Here is a 21,869-nt window from a genome sequence, read left to right as displayed (position 1 = left end):
AGATAAGGCTGGGCAAGGCGTTCCCAGGACTGAAAATCAGGTGACGGCGCCGATCTGCCACGGCACGAACTCATTTTGTCCGTATCCGTGTTGTTCGCTCATGCTGCGTTCGCCCGAGGCAATGCGCAGCATGGTTTCAAAGATCGCTGCACCGCACGCCTCGATGGTCAAAGTGTCTTCGGCTATTTCGCCGCAGTTGATGTCCATGTCTTCTCGTTGACGAGCCCATAAGGCGCTATTGGTCGCCAGCTTGATTGATGGGGCAGGGGCACAGCCATAGGCCGATCCGCGACCGGTGGTAAACGCAATCAGGTTCGCACCACCGGCGACCTGACCGGTTGCGGAGACGGGGTCATAGCCAGGGGTGTCCATAAAAACCAGCCCGTTGGCCGTGACGGTCTGGGCGTATTCGTAGACATCCATCAGGTTGCTCGAACCAGCCTTTGCTACAGCGCCCAGCGACTTTTCCAGAATGGTGGTCAAGCCACCTGCCTTGTTGCCGGCAGAGGGGTTATTGTTCAACTCGGCCCCCATACGCTCGCAGTAGCGTTCCCACCAATGAATTCGAGCGATAAGTTTTTCACCAACCTCACGGCTGACAGCCCGCCGTGTCAGCAAGTGTTCGGCACCGTATATTTCTGGAGTTTCGGAAAGAATCGCGGTACCGCCGCAGGCGACCAGGCGATCCACTGCATTACCCAACGCTGGGTTGGCAGTAATACCGGAGTAGCCATCCGAGCCGCCGCACTGAAGCCCAACGATCAGATGGCGAGCACTGACCGATTCACGCTGAATCCGATTGGCCTCGCCAAGCAATTCCTTCACATGGCCAATGCCACTGGTGATGGCCTTGGACGTACCGCCACTGTCCTGAATGTTGAACGTGCGCAGCGTATTACTACGGGTGAGTCCTTGTGTCGTGAGTAATGAGTCGATTTGGTTCGTTTCGCAGCCCAACCCGATCACCAACACGGCCGCAAAATTGGCGTGGGTCGCATAGCCGGCCAATGTCCGGCGCAACATGCTCAAACCGTCGCCTGCAGGATCAACGGCGCAGCCGGCGGAATGCGTGAGAGCGACAACACCGTCGACGTTTGGAAACGCTTGCAGTGCGGCGGGATTGATGTCCCGACGAAAATGGTCTGCGATGGCCCGGGCGACTGTGGCAGAGCAATTCACTGATGTAAGAATGCCGATGTAGTTGCGCGTCGCGACGCGTCCATCCGGGCGTACGATACCCATGAATGAGGGGGCTTCACTCGGCTTGACGTTGGGCTTCGCATCGACGCTAAAAGCATAATCTCGAGTGAATTCCCCCATTGCCAGGTTGTGCACATGGATGTGCTCGCCTGCTTCTATGTCGACAACAGCAAAACCAATGATTTGCCCATAGCGCCTCACCGGTTGACCGGCTTCGATACGCCGGGAGGCAACTTTATGGCCCGGGACGATCGCTTGCCGGATGGTCACGCCTTCTGGCTCAAGGATTTCCCCGGCGAGTAGCGGTCGGCGTGCAATCAGCACATCGTCCAGCGGGTTCAAGCGCAGCACAGCTGCTGCGCCGGTTTTCATGATCAGTTCCATCGCATCCTCACGGGCTGCTGGGTGGTGCGCGGTCGCTAATAGCGCCGCACTTTTGTGCCGGCACTATAGGATTCATAGAAATGGCTGCCTAATGAGAGCTTTCGATTGCTCGATAACTTTGCCTCATCGACTTTTACTGGGGTCGCTGCAGTGCCTCTTCTCTGTAGCCGTTTGCCGCAGACTGGCGAACTCTAATAAGGTCGCAACAAACATCCGCGTTGGCTCTGACAGGGGCTCATCCTTGCGAGTGATCACACCGTAATCCTGGGACTCAACTTTGAAGGGCGTGTTGAGGATTTTCAGCTGGCCGTTTTGCAGTTGCGACTGGACCATGGACTCGGGGAGCATGGCGAGCATGGGGCCAGACTGAAGTAACTGCAGGAAGGTTTGCATGGAAATCGTCTCCACTGTGTTGGTTGGCGGGACGATCTTGAACAGCGTGAAAGCGCGCTCCATGCGTTGTCGGATCGGCGTATTAAAGGGATACATGACCCATGGCCATTCGCTGAGTGCTTCAGTGGGGACCTCCTCGAGTCGGCACAAGGGATGTGTGCTGTTCGCGACAAGACAAAAGGGTTCAGGTCCCAGCGATGTAAATTCGAAAGGCTGACAATCCTCATTCGTGAAGCGCGCGATGATCAAATCAAGTTTTTTTTGTTCGAGCATTTCCAGCAGTTGGTTACTGGTTTGTTCGATCACCTCAATAGAAAGTAGGGGGCGATCGCGTTTTATGCTGGCGATCGCTTCAGGCAGCACCACTGATGTTGCTGCGAAAATGGTGCCGATTTTTAAATGGCCATGCCCGCCTTTTCGCAGCTTGTTGACTTGGTCGACGAACGATTCCGCGTCTTCCAAGGTAATACGCGCATAACGGGCCACGAACTCTCCTAGTTCAGTAAGGACCAGGTTGCGCGTTTGACGCTCAAACAGTGGGAAACCCAGGAGTACTTCCAGATCGCGAAGCAATTTACTGATGGCCGGTTGCGTAACATTCATCTGTTCTGCGGTCGTGTGCATATTGCGGGTCTTGGCCAAGCTATTGACCAGTACCAAATGTTTGATCTTCAGCCATCGGGTGACACTGCCAAAAGTAATTTGATCGTTTTCCATCGGATAAGGCCTTGTCTGTCGATAACGAAACAGCATTGATTAGTGAGATTCTTTCATTGGGATTTACGGGGGCGGTCCATTACTTTTACGGCTCTGATGGCTGACTGATCTGGAAGCTCTATGTCGAATCTGAAACTGACGCGCGAAAACACCCTGCCAGTGGATGGCCTGGCCGGAACGCTGATCGGCCGCGCCTGGATTCCGGGTGCGATTGCAGGCCCCTCGCCGGTGCTGCTGCGTGAGGACGGTGTGTTTGACCTTTCTGAAGTCTTTTCGACAATAAGCGAACTGCTGGAACACGCCTCGCCGCTGTTGGCTGTTCGTCAGGCGCCTGGCAGGTACATCGGGACCGTCGAGGAGCTGCTTTGGAACACCGGCAACCATTCCGATCCCGGCAAGGCATCTCTGTTGCCCCCAGCGGATTTGCAAGTCATCAAGGCGGCTGGGGTGACCTTCGCGTCCAGCATGATTGAGCGGGTAATCGAGGAGCAGGCCCGAGGTGATGCTGCCAAAGCTGAAAGTGTTCGCCGCTTGGTGCAAGAAGCGATAGGCGATAACTTGCGGGCAATCAAACCGGGCTCGCCAGAAGCGATGCGCCTTAAAGCTGTGCTGATCAAGCAGGGCATGTGGTCGCAATACCTGGAGGTCGGTATCGGCCCGGACGCGGAGATCTTCACGAAGGCACCGGTTCTGGCCGCAGTGGGCAGTGGCTGCGAAATCGGAATTCATCACAAGTCTGAATGGAACAATCCAGAGCCGGAAATCGTGCTCGCGGTAAACAGTCGAGGCCAAGTGCATGGCGTCACCTTGGGCAATGACGTCAATTTGCGTGATTTTGAAGGCCGCAGCGCACTGCTGTTGAGCAAGGCCAAGGACAACAATGCGTCCTGTGCGATCGGCCCGTTCATTCGTCTGTTCGATGAAACGTTTACCCTCGATGACGTGCGCAACTGCGTCGTGGATTTGCAAGTTCAGGGCGACGACGGCTTCATCCTTAAAGGCAGCAGCTCCATGGCACTGATCAGCCGTGACCCGTTGGATCTCGTGACCCAGACTGTCGGCGGCGACCACCAATACCCTGATGGCTTCATGCTTTTTCTCGGGACCTTGTTTGCGCCTACCCAAGATCGTGAGGCGCCGGGAAGCGGCTTTACGCATAAGCAGGGGGATGAAGTCAGCATAGGAAGCCCGTTGCTGGGCACGCTGCGCAACACAGTCACCTACAGCCATGAGGCTGCGCCCTGGACTTTCGGCTTGCGAGCGATGATGCACAATCTTGCTGCCCGCGGGCTTTTGTAAGTAAGGCAGGGGGGTGAGATGCATTGGGCGTTCTTCCGCAAAGATTGAACAAACACAGGTGCACGTCTGTTGATAAAAGAGCCGAATCCGAAGGGTTCGGTTTTTTATATCCGTCAGGCGTTTCCACATCCTGGAGACCCAGCTGCGTGGCCTGCTCCGTCTCGATAAGGCCGATCAGGTACAAGCAGGTTTGACTTATCGGGTGGCGCCTGCATACTATTGGAACGTCGTTCCAGTACGAACAATGTTGCTCACATTCACCTCATTGTCAAAGATAAGTCGAGAAAAATATGAGAGTCGTCAAAGGTGCTGTTGACCGTTGTCTGGAGGCTATTGAGCTGCTGGCACGTGAAGCTCGCTGGATGCGGATGTCTGATATCGCAGCCGAGCTGGGCTTGGAAAAGGGGCCCGCTCATCGAGTGCTTGCTCAGTTAGTCGAGCAAGGGTGGGCAGAGCAGGATGAAGCCACCTCGCAATACCGCTTGACTCTGAAGCTTGCACTGTTGGGGCAGCGCTATTTACATGGGATTGGCTTGCCCGAATTGGTCCAGCCGATCCTTGAGCAAGTGGCTGTTCAGTGCCATGAGTTGGTGCGGTTGACGGTGGTCAACGAGGGCACCTTGTCGTGGCTGTCTTCGGCCCAAGGTGCTGCGCCGGGGCTTATGTATTCGCCGGCCATGGATCAGCCGATCAATCTCTACGCCACCGCCAATGGCAAAGCCTGGCTGGCTTCAATGCCTGATGAACTGGCCATTGAACATGCGCTGCGTAGCGGATTGGGGAAAGCTGAAGCCGGGATGGGGCAGGGGCCGAAAGCGATCAACAGCATCGAAGGTTTGTTGGCCGAGCTAGCGCTGACTCGAAAGCGCGGGTATGGCTTGGTCATTGAAGAAGCCGAGGCGGGTGTTTGGGCGATTGCCGTACCGGTCAAGCTGGTTCCGTCCGGCACTGTGGTCGGCACGATGAGTATCGCCGGCCCGGTCTTGCGCATGCAGCCTGAACGTTATGACGAATTGCATGCTCTGCTGGAAGATGCAGCCAACAAGCTGGGTACGGTTTGGCCGCGCCAGAACAGCGTGCATTCGGAGAACGTATGAGCCAGCTCGCACCTGAATTGGCCGAGGCGGGGTCAGGGTTGCAAGTTGCCGCTGCCGCTGCCGCTCTGGTCCGTGCACGGCTAGAGGGTGTTCGGCTGGCATCCTTGCCAGGCCCGAACCTGCCAAGCAGCCTCGTACAAGGTTTTGCCATCCAGCAGCATGTGGGGCCATTGGCTGGAAAAACCGTGGGGGGATGGAAGTGTGCCTTACCCCCGGCTGGCAAGTGGATCGTTGCCCCGATCTACAGCGACAGCATTGTAAAAGGCGAACGTTACCGACTGGCCGCCGACGCCGATAAGGCGCGCATCGAGCCTGAACTGGCGTGCGTCCTGGCCCATGATTTGCCGGCTCGTGTCGAGCCTTATTCCACTGAACAGATCGCTGCTGCGATCAGCGCCGTGCACTTGGCATTGGAAGTGATCGACTGCCGTTACACCGATCCACACACACTGCCGTTCGAGCAATTGCTCGCGGACGGTCTATTCAATCATGGCCTGGTACTGGGGGCGCCAATCACGCTGTCGAACCCTGCCAGCATGCCCTCTGAACTGGATATCACCCTGAGCGATGCAACGTCGGAGCCTCTGAATATCAAGGGCCGCCATCCGGACGGGGATCCGTTGTTGCCGATCGTCTGGCTGGCCAATTTTCTGTCTACACAAGGGATAGGGCTGCAAGCAGGGCAGGTGATTATCACCGGGTCCTATGCAGGTGTTCTCGATGTGCCCGTTAACCAGCCACTGCATGTCCAGTTCGGCGAAGCAGGCTCATTGTCTGTCCATTTCTCAACGCAGGAGGAGTAACAAATGCGCTTAGTTCGTTTTGGTTTACCGGGGCAGGAACAGCCGGGAGTTTTGGATTCGCAAGGGATCGTGCGAGACCTTTCGGGCATTGTCGACGACATCGATGCGTCGGCCCTGAGCCCGACAGTGCTGGAAAAACTGCGTGCTGTTGACGTTGAAAAGCTGCCGGTGGTGGCGCCTGGCACACGTCTTGGTCCATGCGTAGGCAGCGTACCGAACCTGATTTGCATCGGCCTGAACTACTCCGATCACGCGGCTGAAACGAATACACCTATCCCGAGCCAGCCGGTGGTCTTCAACAAACACACCGCGTCCATCAGCGGACCCAATGACCCGGTCATTTTACCAACGGGGGCTCAGAAGCTTGATTGGGAAGTCGAACTGGCCATCGTCATTGGTACGCCTGCCTGGCAGATCGATGAGTCGCAGGCTTTGGATCACATTGCCGGTTATTGCCTGGCCAATGATGTTTCCGAGCGGGCTTATCAGCTTGAATACGAAGGTCAGTGGACCAAGGGGAAAAGCGGTTTTTCTTTCGCACCTCTGGGGCCTTGGCTGGTCACCCGTGACGAAATTGCCGACCCGCAGGCAATTGACCTTTGGCTCGACGTGAACGGCAAACGTCTTCAGACCGGCAATACCCGCACGATGATTTTCAGCGTTGCACATATTGTCGCGTACCTCAGTCGCTTCATGCCGCTAATGCCGGGTGACGTCATCATTACAGGTACGCCACCAGGTGTGGGGCTCGGGCAGAAGCCGCCGGTATTCCTCAAGGCGGGTGACACCATGCGGGTCGGTGGCCAAGGCCTGGGTGAACAATTTCAGACCGTGGTTCCGTACGTTGCTGAAATGGGGGCTGCATGGGTCGCCGGTCGCCATCCCAATGTTGACTGACTATCACTAGAGGAAAACGCTATGAGCTTTGCTGGAACAGGTGTAGTCGCAATCTGGCACGATCTTTTGCCCGAAGCGCGGGATGAGTTCTATGAGTGGCATAACCGTGAACACATGCCTGAGCGGGCCGGCATTCCGGGTTTTTTGCGGGGACGCCGATACATCGCTTTGGATGCAGGGCCAACCTATTTCAACCTCTATGAGGCTGACACTGTGCAGGTGTTGGGAGGACAGGACTATTTGTCGCGTCTCAACAGTCCGACGGCCTGGACCCAACAGTCGGTGCAGTCCTATCGCAACGTCGCGCGATCCATCTGCGAGGTCACTTACACCAGCGGTGTAGGGCAGGGCGCGTATTTGTTAACCGTCCGTTTCGATGTTGTCGAAGGGCGACATAAATCGGTTTCAGACGCATTGCGCCAACGCGTGCTTCCTCCCCTTGCGGATAAACAAGGTATTACCGGCGTGCATTTGTGTGTGGCTGATGAGGCCGTGAGCAAAGTTGAAACCGCAGAGAAAAAGGCCCGTTCCGAAGGGACCCAGATACCGGCCTGGATCGTCATGATCGAAGGTTGTGCGCCTGACTACGTTCGCGTCGCCGGCGAGTCTTTTGTAGCCGAGCTGCAACGGCTGTTGGAGGGGCAATCGATGGGACCAGAAACCACGCTTTATCAATTGGAATACACACGTTGCAAAACGCCGGGGAGTGCGGGTTGATCGCCGGGCGTTAGAGCACGTTTTAACTTCCAGTCATTGTTATTACGCAATTCCCCACGAGCGTGCCAATACAGGCATTGAGTCAGGCTCGCATCTGCGCACGCTCGGGTTTTGCTTAAGGTGATATTAACCAATTATCAAGTTGCTCAATAAGGGTTATTACAATACAGATAAGGGAACTCCGCAGTCGCTCGGAAGTTAGCTCTTCGAGTTGTCTGTGCATGCGTTGTCACGAGCTAAAAATCGCAACAAAAACAATAATAACTCATTGTGAGAAAACATCATGCGCTACCCTGTTATTTCCCGCAGCGTGCCTGCACATCAATCTCTGATCAGTCTGACTCTTGTGGTCTGCGCAGGGTCGTCAGTGGCTGTTCAAGCCGATCAGAGTAGTGGCTTTGTCGATGGCGCTAAGACCACCCTCAATTTGCGCAACGCTTACATCAATCGTAACTTCATCAATCCGGCCTATCCCAACAGCGCCACACCACAGAACAAAGCCGAGGAGTGGACACAGAGCTTCATCCTTGACGCTCGCTCTGGTTATACCGGCGGGCCGATAGGATTCGGTGTTGATGTATTGGGTCTTTATTCTCAAAAGCTTGATGGTGGCAAAGGCACCGGCGGTACCCAACTGTTGCCGATCCACGACGACGGCCGACCAGCCGATAATTTCGGCCGCCTCGGGGTAGCGCTGAAAACCAAACTTTCAAAAACCGAGTTGAAAGTGGGTGAATGGATGCCCGTGCTGCCGATTCTGCGCTCCGACGATGGCCGCTCGCTGCCGCAGACTTTTCGCGGCGGCCAGGTGACCTCCAACGAGATCGCCGGCCTGACCCTCTATGGCGGCCAGTTCCGTAGCAACAGCCCACGCAACGACGCGAGCATGGAAGACATGTTCATGAACGGCAAAGCCGCGTTCACCTCCGACCGCTTCAACTTCGGCGGCGGCGAATACAGCTTCAACGACAAGCGCACCCAGGTCGGCCTGTGGTACGCCGAGCTCACCGACATCTACCAGCAACAATACGTCAACCTCACCCACAGCCAGCCCGTGGGCGACTGGACCCTGGGGGCCAACCTCGGTTTCTTCAACGGCAAGGAAGACGGCAGTGCCCTGGCCGGCGACTTGGACAACAAAACCTCCTTCGCCTTGCTATCGGCCAAATACGGCGGCAACACCTTCTATGTCGGCCTGCAAAAACTCACCGGCGACAGCGCGTGGATGCGCGTTAACGGCAGCAGTGGCGGCACCCTGGCCAACGACAGCTACAACGCCAGCTATGACAACGCCAAAGAAAAGTCCTGGCAAGTGCGCCATGACTTCAACTTCGTGGTGCTCGGTATCCCGGGACTGACATTAATGAACCGATATATCAGTGGTGATAATGTCCACACAGGTTCGATCACAGATGGCAAAGAATGGGGCCGAGAATCGGAATTGGCCTACGTCGTGCAGTCCGGCGCGCTGAAAAATCTCAGCTTTAAATGGCGAAATTCGAGTGTTCGCAGGGATTTCAGTACCAATGAGTTTGATGAAAACCGGATTTTTATTAATTATCCTATATCGTTATTGTGACGAATATTCTGCGTTGCAGGGTGGCAGTGGCGGCGAGTCAATAAAAAGACTCGCATCGTCAGCTTCCCTCCGCGGCCTCATCAAACTTCAACCGGGCAGCTTCAACCTCAGGCAATTTGTCGAGCGTCCATTTATGCAATTCGCGAAATGGCTGCTGCAGTGTTAGACCAAGTGGGGTGATCTCATACTGCACTGCCACGGGCGAGAACGAAATGATCTGGCGCGAGACGAGACCATTTCGTTCCAACCGCCGCAGGGACTGTGTAAGTGCCTTCTGAGTGACGCCCTCCAGGCGACGCCTGATGGCATTGAAGCGATGCGGCCCATCATCAAGCACCGCCAGAACCATCATCGACCACTTATCTGCGATTTGGTCGAACAGCGCCCGGCTTGGGCAGTCTGACGAAAAACATTGCGGCTTTAATTCCAGCATCGAAGTTTCCTCATGTATACCTAGGCGACTCTAGGTGCCTAATTGACATTAGGTCTACAAAATATACTTATGTGACTTCCAAAAGCAAATGGAGTCCATCCAATGTCAAAGCTTGATACCAGCGTTTTATTTCGTCCTCTTTCCATCCGCTCGCTTGAACTGAAAAACCGGATTGTCATGGCGCCGATGACGCGTCTGCTCTCACCCGAAGGCGTCCCGGGTGAAGCGAGCGCTGCCTATTACCGGCGGCGGGCAGAGGGAGGTGTCGGGCTGATTTTGTCGGAAGGCACCGTGATTGATCGCCCAGCATCGCGTAATGACTCTGGCATACCTTTTTTTCACGGCGAAGCGGCGCTGGCTGGGTGGAAAAACGTGATCGATGCGGTCCACAACGCTGGCGGGCGCATGGCACCGCAGATCTGGCACACCGGTGCCACGCGTTACATCAACGACTGGGAGCCAGATGCGCCAGTGGAAAGCCCGTCGGGCCTTGATTCGCCAGGTGACCTGCGTGGTGTGGCGATGAGTGAAGAGGACATTGCCGACACGGTAGCAGCGTTCGCCAAGGCCGCAGCGGATGCCAAACGACTGGGCTTCGATACCGTTGAGATCCACGGAGCCCATGGTTATCTGATCGATCAGTTTTTCTGGTCTGGTACCAATCTGCGCACCGACCGCTACGGCGGCCCGACAATCAAGGAACGCTCGCGCTTTGCCAGCGAGATCGTATCTGCTGTTCGTCATGCTGTTGGCCCTGAATTCCCGATCATCATGCGCGTCAGCCAGTGGAAGCAACAGGACTACGGCGTACGCGTCGCTGAAACACCAGCTGTGATGGAAGACTGGCTGTTGCCATTGGTCGAGGCTGGTGTCGACGTCCTGCACTGCTCACAACGCCGCTTCTGGGAACCTGAGTTCCCCGAGATTGACGGTGAGAACGGCCTGAACTGCGCGGGCTGGGCGAAGAAAGTAACCGGGGCCGCGACCATCAGTGTTGGTTCGGTTGGGCTAGAAAATGATGTTACTAATGCCTTCGCCGGCAAGGGATCAACCCCTGCGAGTTTGGATCGGCTCGTCGAGCGCATGGAGCGCGAAGAGTTTGATCTGATCGCTGTAGGGCGTGTTCTGCTGAGTGACAAGGATTGGGCCGCCAAAGTTGAAAAAGGCGATTACGCGGATCTGAAGGGCTTCAATCCGGCATCTTTAGCCGAATTGGTTTGAGCCTTATTACGGAGTATGGAAAGTGTAATGTTACAAAGGTTTTAGCCTGAAGAAATCAGAGGTATCGCCCTCGGATTTTGCGAGGTCGAGTCGTAATCTGTTGTTGAGTGCGCCCTGACTGTTTCAATGACCGAACATGTCAAGGCCACTCAACACCCGCGCAAACAGGATTGGGTTGCAGTGTGGCCTGGGAGTTTATGCGCAGGCTGCACAGCGTCGCTAGTTAACATAGCGCTAGATTCTTCATGGCGCGGGCGGGCACCGTGTCATGGCGTCCATGTTTGTGCGTCGCGGGGCATCCACCAATTGGAGCTGCAAGGCTGCGGCGAAAAATGCATCGGCGACTAGGCTAGCGGAGCAGGCAAGCCGAGTTGGACTGTATAAAACTCGTGGCTTTCCTCTCCATTCATATTGCTCGTCGAGGCTGGCACGAAGCGCGGGCCCGCTTCGGGTCCTGGTCAGCGGTCTACCAGCAGTTTCGGGATTGATGGAATCAAGGACCGTTCAACCTGCTGCTCAAATGGCTGCACATCAAGTTGATGCTTCCAAAACTGCGTCTACACTCGGTCTTGCTGGCCCAGAAGGATCGACGGCAGCCGTGAGTTTTCGTTGGTCCCGTTGAATTATTTATCTTCGAGACAAGGAGCAGTCATGACTTCGCTAGACTCACTTCAGCAAAGGCAAATCAGTCTTACACACGCTTTCGTGGTCAACAATGCGGCGTTGCATTCTCAGTCCTGGAAAAACATGAAGAATCCTACGCCGAGTCAGGTTACGGACAATATTCTTTCGCGTCTGAAGGCCTCCAAGGTAGGCGGCGGCTATGACATAGCCTGGGGCCCCGCGCTGGTAATGGATGGCGAGTATGCGGCGCACATCACCGTGGTGCTGACCGGCGGGAAAAGCGGGAACGACATCGTCGTGGTGACGAGTGGGACACTCACGGATTCTTTGAAGGATCAGGTGGACGATCTCGATATTTTTCCAATGGTGCCGTTGCAGAGCGTAATCCCGGGCTGCCAGGGATCGGCGAGTATTGCCCAGGGAACGTCGGATGGTGTGAACGCGATACTGACCACAGCCTCTACTATCAGTTCTCAGGGCACACTGTGCGATTTTCTTGGGAAGCAGCAAAGTGGAGCGAACATCCGTTTGGTTGGTCATAGCCTCGGCGGTGCGCTCATGTCAGTGCTCGCGCTTTATCTGAAAGACAAATTTCCGGGCTTTAACTTATTTTGTGAAACGTTTGCTGCACCCACGGCTGGCGATGGTTTGTTCGCGAGCTATTTCAATAAGCAAATGGCCGGCAATGCGCTACGCATCTACAACACGCTGGATGTTGTTCCGATGGCGTGGTGTGCAACTTCTCTCGATGACTCCCTGACCCTTTATGAGCACGATCCCAAAGAAAACACGAGGAACATGGTTTGTTCCTGCATAGACAAGGTTGTGAATAACAACCTGAACTATACGCAATGGGGAATGGGCAGCGCGAACATGGAGCTGCGGCTCTGTGGGAAACTTCAATCCGACTGCACAAGCTACGAGTCTCAATCCGGCTATCAGCACGTCTATGAGTACATGACACTGTTGGGCCTGCAGCCCGGCGATATACCGATGCCGCCGTTCGGCAGCTAGTGAGATAGTCTCGTCGTCCAGACGTTCGGGTTGTAGTTAGGGCATTTCTTTGAGAAGCCTTAACTGCAACCCGTTTATCCGTAAACCTATTACTCGCAACGGTGCTTAAGCAGACGCGATGTGGATGGTGAATTCATCCTGCGCTCACTTGGTTTTCGGATTGACCAGTTAAATGCTGGCGCCACGGTCATCGACCGATTTCATCATTCAAAATTTGAACGTGTACCGAAATATCAGTCGATTTTCATTGGCGCTATCGGCGTAGGTGGAGCGATTTGTCGAGTTTCGCCATTGTGCCGACACATTCTTGAACGGGCCGCTTTGTATTGTGTAAGTAATATCGGTAACGCGTTCCCATTCCTTGCCATCTTTTCCCTCCGATCGTAGAGACGCTGCTTGGGCTGAGCCCAAAAGGGTGGGATCTACATCTCCACCTTTTGCGTATTTCAAACCCAGGGTAAGTCCAGGTAGCCCTGCCGCTGCGAAGTCGAAATCGTAGCGTGCGATCCAGACGCGTTCTTGGGGGGCTGTGAATGTGCTGACCAACGACTCAGCGAACAGATACGTGTCGGCGCCATTGATCATGGCGAACGATGTATCCCCCCAGGCTTTCTGAAAACCTGCGCCGAAGGTGTGGCCGCTCTGGCGATAAGAAAGCATCGAGCTGAGGGTGCGGTTGTTCACATCACCTATACCTTCATCCCCTGTTTCGCTGGCAGAAAAATATCGGACGTCGGAGATTACTGCTCCGGAGCCAAGTGCTCTTTCAAACTTCAGACCGAAAAAATTCGAGCGGTAGAGATCTTCCAGTTCAGCCACGTGATAGCTGAGTGAGAGTTGTGGCAAGGGTTTGTAATCGAGTGCGAGATAGGTGTAGTGATCGGCCTTTACCGGTTTGTACCCAAAAGCCGTCAGTGACTCAAAGTCCGTTGAGTTTCGCTGTTTCACTGCGTTAATTCGTAACGCGCTGAAGGTTACAGGCTCCAGGTCTTTGGACACCAGCATTCCACCGCGAAACACTTGTGGGAGCAGGCGGCTGTTATTGCTGGACAGCAGTGGGAGTACCGGGTTGAGACCACCAATGCGTATCTCGCTGCGACCAAGGCGAGCCTTGGCGGTTGGAATGAATTTGCTGTACTCGTTATCTACATTGCGCTGTGAATCATAGGCCAATAGGCCCGAGCCGGTTCGGTCCGGGCTGGAGTCCAATTTGACCCCCAGCAGACCGAGCGCATCGACGCCAAACCCAAGCGTGCCCTCAGTGAAGCCGGACTGCACATTCAAGATAAAGCCTTGAGCCCATTCATCGCGTTTGGATTGTTTGGCCCCATCGTTGCGAAAGTCACGGTTGTAGTAGAAGTTACGCAATTCAAGGCTTGTCTGTGTGTCCTTGATAAAGTCCGCGAAGGCGTTTGGAGCCGCGCAAGTGAACAGGATTGTCGAGACCGACGTCATACGTTTTTTTGCCATCTCTAATGCACCATTTGTTGTTGTTTTTGGTGATTGCAACGCGCGCAACTCCCTAAGGGAGCTACGCGCCCGCGCTCCGCATGTTGATAGTCTTTTATAAAGTGAAGTGTGGCCGAGGGAGTGTCAGCCGCTTGAAGCCAGTCGTACGATGGCTTCCCGACTACCCGCTTGTTGGCGAAGAATGAACTTCTGGATTTTTCCAGTGGCCGTTTTAGGAAGCTCCATGAATATCACTCGGCTTGGGCACTTGTAGCGGGCCAAACGTGACTGGCAATACGCGATGAGCTCAGCCTCGGTAGGTTGTTGAGATTCACTTTTCAGCTCGATGAACGCGCAGGGCACTTCACCCCATTTATCGTCCGGCTGTGCCACCACGGCTGCATGAAGTACCGACGTATGACCATGGAGGATGTCTTCGATTTCTACGGAGGATATGTTTTCTCCACCGGAGATGATGACGTCCTTGCAGCGGTCGGTGATCTGCATGTAGCCGTTGGGATGAACCACCGCTACATCGCCGGTATGGAACCAACCGCCTTCGAATGCCTTCTGCGTCGCTGCCTCGTTTTTCAGGTAGCCCATCATCACGGTATTGCCACGCAGCAGCAGTTCACCTGTGGTCTGGCCATCATGGGGTACGGGCGCTAATGTTTCCGAGTCGGCAACCATCAAACCTTCGAACGCCGCAGCACGCGAACCTTGTCGAACACGCATTCTGGCTTTTTCTGGTGCGCTGAGTTCATCCCAGCCGTCCTGCCAAACGCAGCTGATAGGCGTACCTGCCACTTCAGTGATGCCGTACACGTGATCAACCTGGAAACCCATCGACACCACTGCGTCCAGCACTGTCGCAGGTGGTGGAGAGCCAGCTGTCAGTACGCGAACCGAGTGCGAGAGCACTGGTGGTTTCGGCGCATTGGCAATCATGGCCATCACGGTTGGGGCTGCACAAAAATGGTCAGCCTTATGCCTGGAAATGGCATCGAAGACGTTTTCTGCAGATACCTTACGCAAGCAAATATGTGTCCCTGCTGCCGCCGCAATTGCCCAGGTGAAGCACCATCCGTTGGCGTGAAACATTGGCAGCGTCCATAGGTACCGAGGTGCCGGTGGAAGCGACCAACTGGTCATTTGCAGCAGGCTCATCAGGTAAGTGCCTCGGTGACTGACCACCACACCTTTTGGGTCTCCCGTAGTGCCCGAGGTGTAGTTGAGGGCAATAGGCAGCCACTCAGTGGTGGGCCATACCCCCTTGAACTGCGGGTCACCTTCGGCGAGTAGTGCTTCATAGTCTGGGGCATCTGCATCGACACATACCGTGGCTAGATGATCGCGAATCATGATGAGTGCCGGACGGAGTTCGAGCTGCTCCAGTGCCGCAGACGCAACGGCCATGTATTCGCAATCGACCAGCAGCAATTTGCATTCACTGTGACGCAGAATAAATGCAATGCCATCGGCATCCAGGCGATGGTTAATTGTATTGAGGGTGGCACCCGATAACGGAATCCCGAAATGCGCTTCGACCATCGCTGGCGTGTTGGGTGAGAGGATGGACACGGTATCGCCGAGCTGGATGCCTCGGCCTACCAGCGATGATGCAAGTCGGTAACAACGCTCGCGTGTTTGTGCCCAGGTGCGTTGCAATTCTCCGTGGATAATGGCCACCCGGTCAGGATGTACCAGTGCGGCTCGGTCCAGGAATCCAAGTGGGGTGAGCGGGACATGGTTTGCCGGGCTTTGATCGAGTCCACTTGCGTATGCGCCACTAATCATGGGCAGGTCTCCTTATTATTATGGTGAAAAACTGCGAAAGCACTGACTGGCTCCCGCGCCGTTACCAGCGTGTTTTCAATAGCCACGGGATCGGCATAACCAAGACTCATGCCACACACCAGCATTTGCTCGGCCGGGATGTTCAGAGTGTCTGAAATGACATTGTGGTATTTGAGAAATGCAGCCTGCGGACACGTGTGCAAGCCTCGGCCACGTGCAGCCAGCATGACGCTTTGCAGGAACATGCCGTAATCCAGGAGGCTGCCTTGCTCAAGCACTTTGTCCAACGTAAACAGCAGGCCAACCGGGGCATCGAAGAATCTGTAGTTGCGCCCGTGCTGTTGGTGCATGCGTTGCTTTTCACCTTTGGCAATCCCCAGCAGCCCATAGAGATCCCAACCCACCTTACGCCTGCGATCAACATAGGGCGTGACCCACTCGCGTGGGTAGTATTCGTAAGGATCTTGCAGGTCGCTACTGAGCTGCGGATCGTTGTCGATAGCGGCGATTGCCGTCGACAGCCGATTTTTTGCGTCACCGGTTACGACGTGAACGCGCCATGGCTGCATGTTCACACCCGAGGCACTGAAGCGAGCGATGTCTAGAATCGCTTCAATTTCCTCATGGGGCACAGCTGTCGGGAGAAAGGCTCTGACGCTGCGGCGTGAGGCGATTGCCCAGTCGACCGTGCGCTTAAGCTCTTGCGCTGACAGTGGTGGTAGTGACAAGCGATTCAAGGTACATATCCTTTAACGTGTTCAAGCCAGATGGTCAGGAACATGAAGACGGCTAGCAGTCTGTCAGCGTGATAAGGCTGGCGCTTTGCTGACCTGGGTGGAGTCCGCATGTGCCTGGTTTACGAACGTGACCGCCAAGGCGCCTATGAGGCCTGCGAGGGCGATCACCATGAAGTTTTGTTCAAGTGGCAAGGCCAGTGAAACGAGCCAGCCGATTAGTACCGGCGCGATAATTGCGCCAATTCGGCCAACTCCAGACGCGAAGCCCACGCCTGTCGAACGGATTGGAGTGGGATAGAAATCCCCTGCGTAGGCGTAGGCAATCAGTTGAGTTCCGAGTGTTGAGGCGCCAACAATGAATACGACCACGAACAAAAGTTCGGTTGAACGTGTAAAGCCCATCACGGTGAGCGCCACTGCTCCCACGAGGTAGAATGTAATCAGCACATACTTGATGTTGAATTTATCGCTGAGCCATCCGCCTCCAATCGCACCGACAATCGCTCCCACGTTGAACACGATGACGAAGTTCAGAGCCGAGCCAAGACTATGACCTGACATTGCCATCAATTTGGTCAACCAGGAATTGAGCGCGTAGACCATGAACAGACCCGTCATGAATGCAGCCCAGATCATGACCGTGCTGAACCCGCGACCCTCGCTGAATAGCCCTTTGATCGGACTGTCGAGCGAAGCTTTTGTCTCGGCAGGATTGCCCGCGAGTACAGCGTCACTACTCAGCGGATAAGCGGGATTGATTCTTTTGACGATGGCGCGCAGTTCCGTTTGGCGGCCTTGTTTGAGCAAGTACGCCATGGACTCTGGCAGGGTCTTCAGAATCAGCGGGATTAACAGGACGGGTAGGCCTGCGACGTAAAAGACGGACTGCCAACCATGACTTTCGATCAGTTGTTTGCCCGTGAGCGCGACCAGAATGCCGCCCACGGAGTAACCCGCAAACACTAAGGTCACCAGCCGGGTACGAAGTTTCGCTGGCGAGAACTCGCCCATCTGTGCGGTGACGATCGGAAGGACGCCACCGATCCCCAGCCCGGCGATGAAGCGGGCGATGCTGAAGCTGATTGGGTCGCTGGTAAGCCCCGCAGCCGCTGTGAACAGGCTGAACAACGCTACGCAGATGGCGATCATTTTAGGACGGCCGATACGGTCGGCTAAGGTGCCCAGAAAGATAGCGCCCAGCATTGTCCCGAGCAGGGCCGACCCGGCCATGACACCAGCGCTTGTAGCGTCAATTCCCATGTCCTGCATGATGGCGGGAAGTGCAGCGCCGACTACGGCGAGGTCATAACCATCGATGATCAGAATCAGCACGCACCAGAAAAGAATCAGTCGATGAAATCCGTTGAATTTTGATTCGCCCGCGAGCGTGTAGACGTTCACTGATTGCATATCGTGTCTCCTTCAATTTTATTTTTGTTGGTGAAGTGCACTTGCTTAGGTACATCAGGGTTGCTTTCCCCCAAGCGGTTAGCCATTGGGGTACTCACTGACCACCGCAACCTCGATTCTGGAATTGTTGACCTCTAGCGACTGGCGTTCGTAGGGAAGCCATTTGCGGTCATTCTAGGTAGGCGATTTGGCGCCGCCCATGCCTGGCCGCACCAACTTATGTGAGCTGTTTGGGCATGTCGCAAGAGCGCCGAGTGAACCCGCTGCGGTGTGAGGACAGGGTGGTGATAGCGAATGCCAGGGACGAGCTCCTGGCTAGCGGCTAATACGCGTGGGAGTAGAGCGAGTTTGCCACTTGGTGGACTTCACTCATCTAAATGATGGCGTCGATAGGCACCTGGATTGACGCCTGTCCATTTCTTGAACGCTCGATGAAAGGCGCTGGTTTCCTGAAAGCCGGTTTCTGCCGCGACTTCCGTAACCGTCATATCTCCACGCGAAAGCAGATCAATGGCCATGTCGCGACGCAGATCGTCCTTGAGATTCTGATAATGGGTGCCCTCTGACTGCAGCCGGCGCTGAAGTGTCGAGTTGGACATGCGCAGCACAAGTGCCAGGTCATCCCGTTCGGGCCATTTGTCTGGGCTCAGCCCTCGCAAGTGTCGTCTTATCTGTGCGCTGATACTGTCGTCGTTGCGATACTTCACCAAAAGACTGGCAGGGGATTCTTTTAGAAACGCGCTAAGGGTTGTGGTCGACTGCGCAATTTTCATGTCCAGGAATTTTTTGTCAAAGCTCACAGCGGTCGTTGACGCATCGTATTGAATATCCTCACAAAAACGCATTCGGTAGTCGCTTTCGTCGTCGGGCTTTGGAGCACTGAAACTGAGCGTCTGCAATGGAATCCGTTGGTTTACAAGCCAGCATGACAGGCCATGTACCAAGATAAACCAGGTGCCGTAAGCAAACAGTCGTCGCAATATCCCCTGATCCTGCAGGACGATAAACGCTTGGTCTTCCTTGACGTATAGCTCGCCATGAATGTCATCGAGTACCAACCGCAAGAACGAGAGCATCCGAGGTAAAGCCTGTCCCAAGGTTGAGCAATCGAGTAGCGCGTGACACATCAGCTTGAAGCTGCCTCGGCGCATTGGATGACTATCAATGCCGAAAAACTCGTCATCCAGCAGGTCTGCCAGTTCCACCCACAGACGAGCAAAAGAAACAGCTGAAACTCTAGCTCTTGGGGCATCAAGCAATTGAGGGTCTATGTCCGCATTTGCTAGCGCAAGGGCCAGATCCATGCCTCGTTGCTTAGCGCTATGAAGAGCTTCATGCACCAGTGAGATTGACGTTGTTCCTTTGTCCAGGATGTTCGCCATAAGTTCTCCGTGGATGTGTGACCGTTACTCACTGTATTGCTTGCGCAGTTATCTCGCCAGCGAGACGATTTTTTGGCCAAAACGCTCATGCAAGCTGATGGCTTTGACCATTGCTCGTCACGCATCAGAAGGCGTCAACTACTCGCTGGTGACTTTAAAATCAGAGGCAATGGGGTCGATGTAAGCCGTCTGCAGGTCCCGCTCCGGGATCTCCCAAATGATTTGCTTGGGCGGCGTTTCTTTGAAGGCCGGATTGTTGAGGTAGCTGTTTGCAGCGCCAGAGAACGCTCCGCCGTCTTTGGCGAAGTTACCCACGGGGGCGCCCAGTGCCTGCTGCAGAAATCCTGCGAAGTTGGAGTTGCGCGAGAATGAGGTGCCGATGAGCGCGGTGTTGGGGAGGTCGGCATCGCCAAAAAGGTCTGCCTCAGTATCAGGGCTGTCGGCTGACGCAGCGGGACGTTCGTGGGTGTTGGTTTGGGCGACCATTTCGGGTGCGGGTTGCCAGTTGAGCGGCAGCCAGTCGATGCCCGCCAGATGGACCAGATCGCCAGTTCGTACCGCGAGCGGGGCATGACTTTCGTTGAACGACCTGCGTGGCGTTGCGCTGATGCCCAGGGTCTTCAGGCGTTGGGTGATGGCATCGGCCGCCGCCTTCGCACCGGATTCGCTCCAGTGCGTATCGGTGCGCAACCAGGCACTGGCCCCCAGTGGTGTCAGCGCACCGGTGAGGTCCAGATTCGATACACCAGCCCCATCTAATTTCGAGGCCCAGGTCTGGATGCGCCCTTCGAGAACGGCTGGACGGTGCAGTGCGCAACGCTGCCCGGAAGCGATGCGGCTCTTGTCTGGAACGATGACCACCAGCAGGCTGATGTCACGTTGGGAGAGCTGCTGCTTCAGATCAATCACCGCCTGGACTTTGGCATCGGCATTGCGCTGCGCTTGATCATTGACCTTGAGCTCATCGGCCAAAAACAACCAGTCAGGACAACCCGAGCGAACCCTCGGCCCGGTGTCACCGAGGAGCAGCCAACTGGCACCGCGCTCCAGCTCGGCGAAGGTCGTGGGGAGTTGAGCGTTCGACAGTTCCTTGGCGATCCGATGAGTGATATCGCCGTCAAGAATCTGCGGGGGCAGCACTTTATCGGGTAGCGAGATTTGCCCTGAGACAATCAGACGGCCAGAGGACAGCAGTCCGACGAACAGGAATATCAGCAGCGCCACGCCTGCCAACCGACTGCTGCGTGTCGCCAGATCATCTGGCGGAGTGGGGGGCGGGGTGTGCTTTAGGTTCGTCATCAGAATTGGAAGTACAGGAAGGGTACGGTTTCGCGACTGGCGATCAGTGCGAACGACAGCATTAAACCGGCGATGGGCCAAAGAGCGGCGGTGTAAAACGCAATGCCGCCCAGTTGTTTCTCACAGTAAGGGCGCAGCAGCGGTGCGACGATTCCGAACACACCCAGCAAGCCCGCAAGGCCGTGTACCGGGCGCAGGGTCGCGGACAGTTCATCACCGAGGGCGATGCCCTGCAGGCCGAACTGCCCGGCATACAGGCGTAGCGCGCTGTGAAAGTCGGGGGCGCGGAACAGTGTCCAGGCCAGGCAAACGAACAGCAGTGTCAGCCCATGGGAAAGCACCGGCGGTACCGGGGACAGGGTAGAGCTGTTCCAGGCACGATTCACACACAACGCAATGCCATGGGCGCTGCCCCACAGCAGATAATTCCAGCTATCGCCACCGTGCCAGAGGCCGGCGATGGCCATGATCAGGAACAGGTTGCGATAGGTTTTCCAGGTGCCGTTGCGATTGCCACCCAGCGAAATATACAAATAGTCACGTAACCAACTGGACAACGACAGGTGCCAACGACGCCAGAAGTCCTGGATGCTGTTGGCCAGATACGGACGGTCGAAGTTCTCGGGAAAGTGAAATCCCAGCATCAGTCCTAGCCCAATCGCCATGGCACTGTAGCCGGCGAAGTCGAAGAACAGTTGCAGGGAGTAGGCAAGGCAGCCAACCCAGGCGTCGGAGAAGCTGGGGTTTGGCAAACTGAACGCCACATCGACCACCGGCGACAGGGTGTCGGCCACCAGCACCTTCATGCTCATCCCGACCATGAACCGGCGTGCGCCCAGCGAGAAATTCTGCAGGTTGAAGTGACGCTGATTCAGCTCACGCCGAACCCAGTCATAGCGAATGATGGGGCCGGCGACCGAGTGGCCGAACATCGAGATATAGGTGGCGTAATTGATGAAGCTGCGTTCGACCGGCACGGTGCGGCGGTGGACATCCACCAGATAGGAAATCGCCTGCAATACGATAAACGATAGCCCGGCCGGCATGATGACCCGCTGCCAGTCCAGCGGCATGGCGCCATACCAGGTGACGGCATCGATCAACGTGCCGGCGACGATGTTGGCGTACTTGTACCAGCACAGCACCGCCGTGTTGAGCACGATCAGCATCACGAGTAGCCGCACGCGGCCCGTGCCTTTTTCCCGCGAGGCGTCAATCAGCAAACCGCCGGCCCACGCCGTGATCGTCAGCACCACATGCACTGCGAGGAACCGGGGGCTCAACCAGCCATAAAACAGCCAGCTGCCGATCAGTAGCGTGACGTTGCGCCAGGCGGCTGGGCACACTGCATAAGTGCACAAGAACAGCGGCAGGAACAACGTCAGAAACTCGAGAGAGGCAAAAACCATGGTGGTGG

At 55.6% G+C, this 21,869-nt stretch carries 18 protein-coding genes; 8 read left to right on the top strand and 10 right to left on the bottom strand.

Translation table 11 applies throughout. The features are described 5' to 3' along the window. Positions 1–36: 36 nt before the first annotated feature. Both ACZ9IM_RS25835 and ACZ9IM_RS25830 read right to left on the bottom strand, forming a co-directional pair. Positions 37–1,584: a UxaA family hydrolase gene (locus tag ACZ9IM_RS25835; RefSeq protein WP_008073854.1), complete on the bottom strand. Its 1,548-nt coding sequence runs from the start codon at positions 1,582–1,584 to the stop codon at positions 37–39. A gap of 123 nt (positions 1,585–1,707) precedes the next feature. After that, on the bottom strand, positions 1,708–2,694 hold the full coding sequence (locus tag ACZ9IM_RS25830; RefSeq protein ID WP_008073855.1) for a LysR family transcriptional regulator: 987 nt from the start codon (positions 2,692–2,694) through the stop codon (positions 1,708–1,710). A 120-nt stretch (positions 2,695–2,814) separates the two neighbouring features. On the opposite strand from ACZ9IM_RS25830, the gene ACZ9IM_RS25825 reads away from it, so the two are divergent. The 6 genes from ACZ9IM_RS25825 to ACZ9IM_RS25800 all read left to right on the top strand — a co-directional run bounded on the left by ACZ9IM_RS25825 (position 2,815) and on the right by ACZ9IM_RS25800 (position 9,086). Next, positions 2,815–3,993 (top strand): fumarylacetoacetate hydrolase family protein, encoded by a 1,179-nt coding sequence (locus ACZ9IM_RS25825; protein WP_476225330.1) that lies wholly within the window; start codon positions 2,815–2,817, stop codon positions 3,991–3,993. A 290-nt stretch (positions 3,994–4,283) separates the two neighbouring features. Continuing rightward, on the top strand, positions 4,284–5,090 hold the full coding sequence (locus ACZ9IM_RS25820; protein WP_192343113.1) for an IclR family transcriptional regulator: 807 nt from the start codon (positions 4,284–4,286) through the stop codon (positions 5,088–5,090). Next, on the top strand, positions 5,087–5,893 hold the full coding sequence (locus ACZ9IM_RS25815) for a 2-keto-4-pentenoate hydratase (protein WP_218396149.1): 807 nt from the start codon (positions 5,087–5,089) through the stop codon (positions 5,891–5,893). Before ACZ9IM_RS25820 ends, ACZ9IM_RS25815 begins: the two co-directional genes overlap by 4 nt. A gap of 3 nt (positions 5,894–5,896) precedes the next feature. Next, the gene (locus ACZ9IM_RS25810) at positions 5,897–6,790 is read left to right on the top strand and encodes a fumarylacetoacetate hydrolase family protein (protein WP_192343115.1); all 894 of its coding nucleotides are present in this window, start codon (positions 5,897–5,899) and stop codon (positions 6,788–6,790) included. A gap of 21 nt (positions 6,791–6,811) precedes the next feature. Next, positions 6,812–7,507, top strand: coding sequence for a DUF4286 family protein (locus ACZ9IM_RS25805; RefSeq protein WP_183679769.1), 696 nt, complete (start codon positions 6,812–6,814; stop codon positions 7,505–7,507). 283 nt (positions 7,508–7,790) lie between these two features. Further along, entirely contained in the window at positions 7,791–9,086 is a 1,296-nt protein-coding gene (locus ACZ9IM_RS25800) for an OprD family porin (RefSeq protein ID WP_476225328.1), read from the top strand. A gap of 58 nt (positions 9,087–9,144) precedes the next feature. On the opposite strand, the gene ACZ9IM_RS25795 is transcribed toward ACZ9IM_RS25800, so the two are convergent. After that, the gene (locus ACZ9IM_RS25795; protein WP_008074797.1) at positions 9,145–9,519 is read right to left on the bottom strand and encodes a winged helix-turn-helix transcriptional regulator; all 375 of its coding nucleotides are present in this window, start codon (positions 9,517–9,519) and stop codon (positions 9,145–9,147) included. A 102-nt stretch (positions 9,520–9,621) separates the two neighbouring features. Here ACZ9IM_RS25795 and ACZ9IM_RS25790 point away from each other — a divergent pair, with 102 nt between their 5' ends. Together ACZ9IM_RS25790 and ACZ9IM_RS25785 are read left to right on the top strand one after the other, a co-directional pair. After that, complete coding sequence (locus ACZ9IM_RS25790) at positions 9,622–10,740, top strand: NADH:flavin oxidoreductase (protein WP_476225326.1); 1,119 nt, start codon at positions 9,622–9,624, stop codon at positions 10,738–10,740. Between the two features lie 651 nt (positions 10,741–11,391). After that, positions 11,392–12,378 (top strand): lipase family protein, encoded by a 987-nt coding sequence (locus tag ACZ9IM_RS25785; protein WP_476225325.1) that lies wholly within the window; start codon positions 11,392–11,394, stop codon positions 12,376–12,378. Between the two features lie 207 nt (positions 12,379–12,585). Here the strand turns inward: ACZ9IM_RS25785 and ACZ9IM_RS25780 are convergent, their stop codons facing one another. From ACZ9IM_RS25780 to ACZ9IM_RS25750, 7 genes are all read right to left on the bottom strand, one after another. Then, the gene (locus ACZ9IM_RS25780; protein WP_256348622.1) at positions 12,586–13,848 is read right to left on the bottom strand and encodes an OprD family porin; all 1,263 of its coding nucleotides are present in this window, start codon (positions 13,846–13,848) and stop codon (positions 12,586–12,588) included. 123 nt (positions 13,849–13,971) lie between these two features. After that, positions 13,972–15,624, bottom strand: a complete 1,653-nt coding sequence (locus tag ACZ9IM_RS25775) for an AMP-binding protein (RefSeq protein ID WP_476225324.1) — start codon at positions 15,622–15,624, stop codon at positions 13,972–13,974. After that, the gene (locus tag ACZ9IM_RS25770) at positions 15,621–16,361 is read right to left on the bottom strand and encodes a nitroreductase (RefSeq protein ID WP_476225323.1); all 741 of its coding nucleotides are present in this window, start codon (positions 16,359–16,361) and stop codon (positions 15,621–15,623) included. Before ACZ9IM_RS25770 ends, ACZ9IM_RS25775 begins: the two co-directional genes overlap by 4 nt. A gap of 63 nt (positions 16,362–16,424) precedes the next feature. Continuing rightward, positions 16,425–17,771: an MFS transporter gene (locus ACZ9IM_RS25765; RefSeq protein WP_476225322.1), complete on the bottom strand. Its 1,347-nt coding sequence runs from the start codon at positions 17,769–17,771 to the stop codon at positions 16,425–16,427. A gap of 365 nt (positions 17,772–18,136) precedes the next feature. Further along, positions 18,137–19,153 (bottom strand): AraC family transcriptional regulator, encoded by a 1,017-nt coding sequence (locus ACZ9IM_RS25760; protein WP_476225321.1) that lies wholly within the window; start codon positions 19,151–19,153, stop codon positions 18,137–18,139. Positions 19,154–19,291: 138 nt separating this feature from the next. After that, positions 19,292–20,452: an alginate O-acetyltransferase AlgX-related protein gene (locus ACZ9IM_RS25755; RefSeq protein WP_427624742.1), complete on the bottom strand. Its 1,161-nt coding sequence runs from the start codon at positions 20,450–20,452 to the stop codon at positions 19,292–19,294. Next, positions 20,452–21,861 (bottom strand): MBOAT family O-acyltransferase, encoded by a 1,410-nt coding sequence (locus ACZ9IM_RS25750; RefSeq protein ID WP_476225320.1) that lies wholly within the window; start codon positions 21,859–21,861, stop codon positions 20,452–20,454. The genes ACZ9IM_RS25755 and ACZ9IM_RS25750 overlap by 1 nt, the downstream gene beginning before the upstream one ends. Between the last annotated feature and the right edge of the window lie 8 nt (positions 21,862–21,869).

The sequence above is a fragment of the Pseudomonas sp. TE12508 genome, from assembly GCF_056279485.1.
Note: the sequence above shows the minus strand (reverse complement) of the source record. Positions and strands in the feature narration are given on the sequence as shown.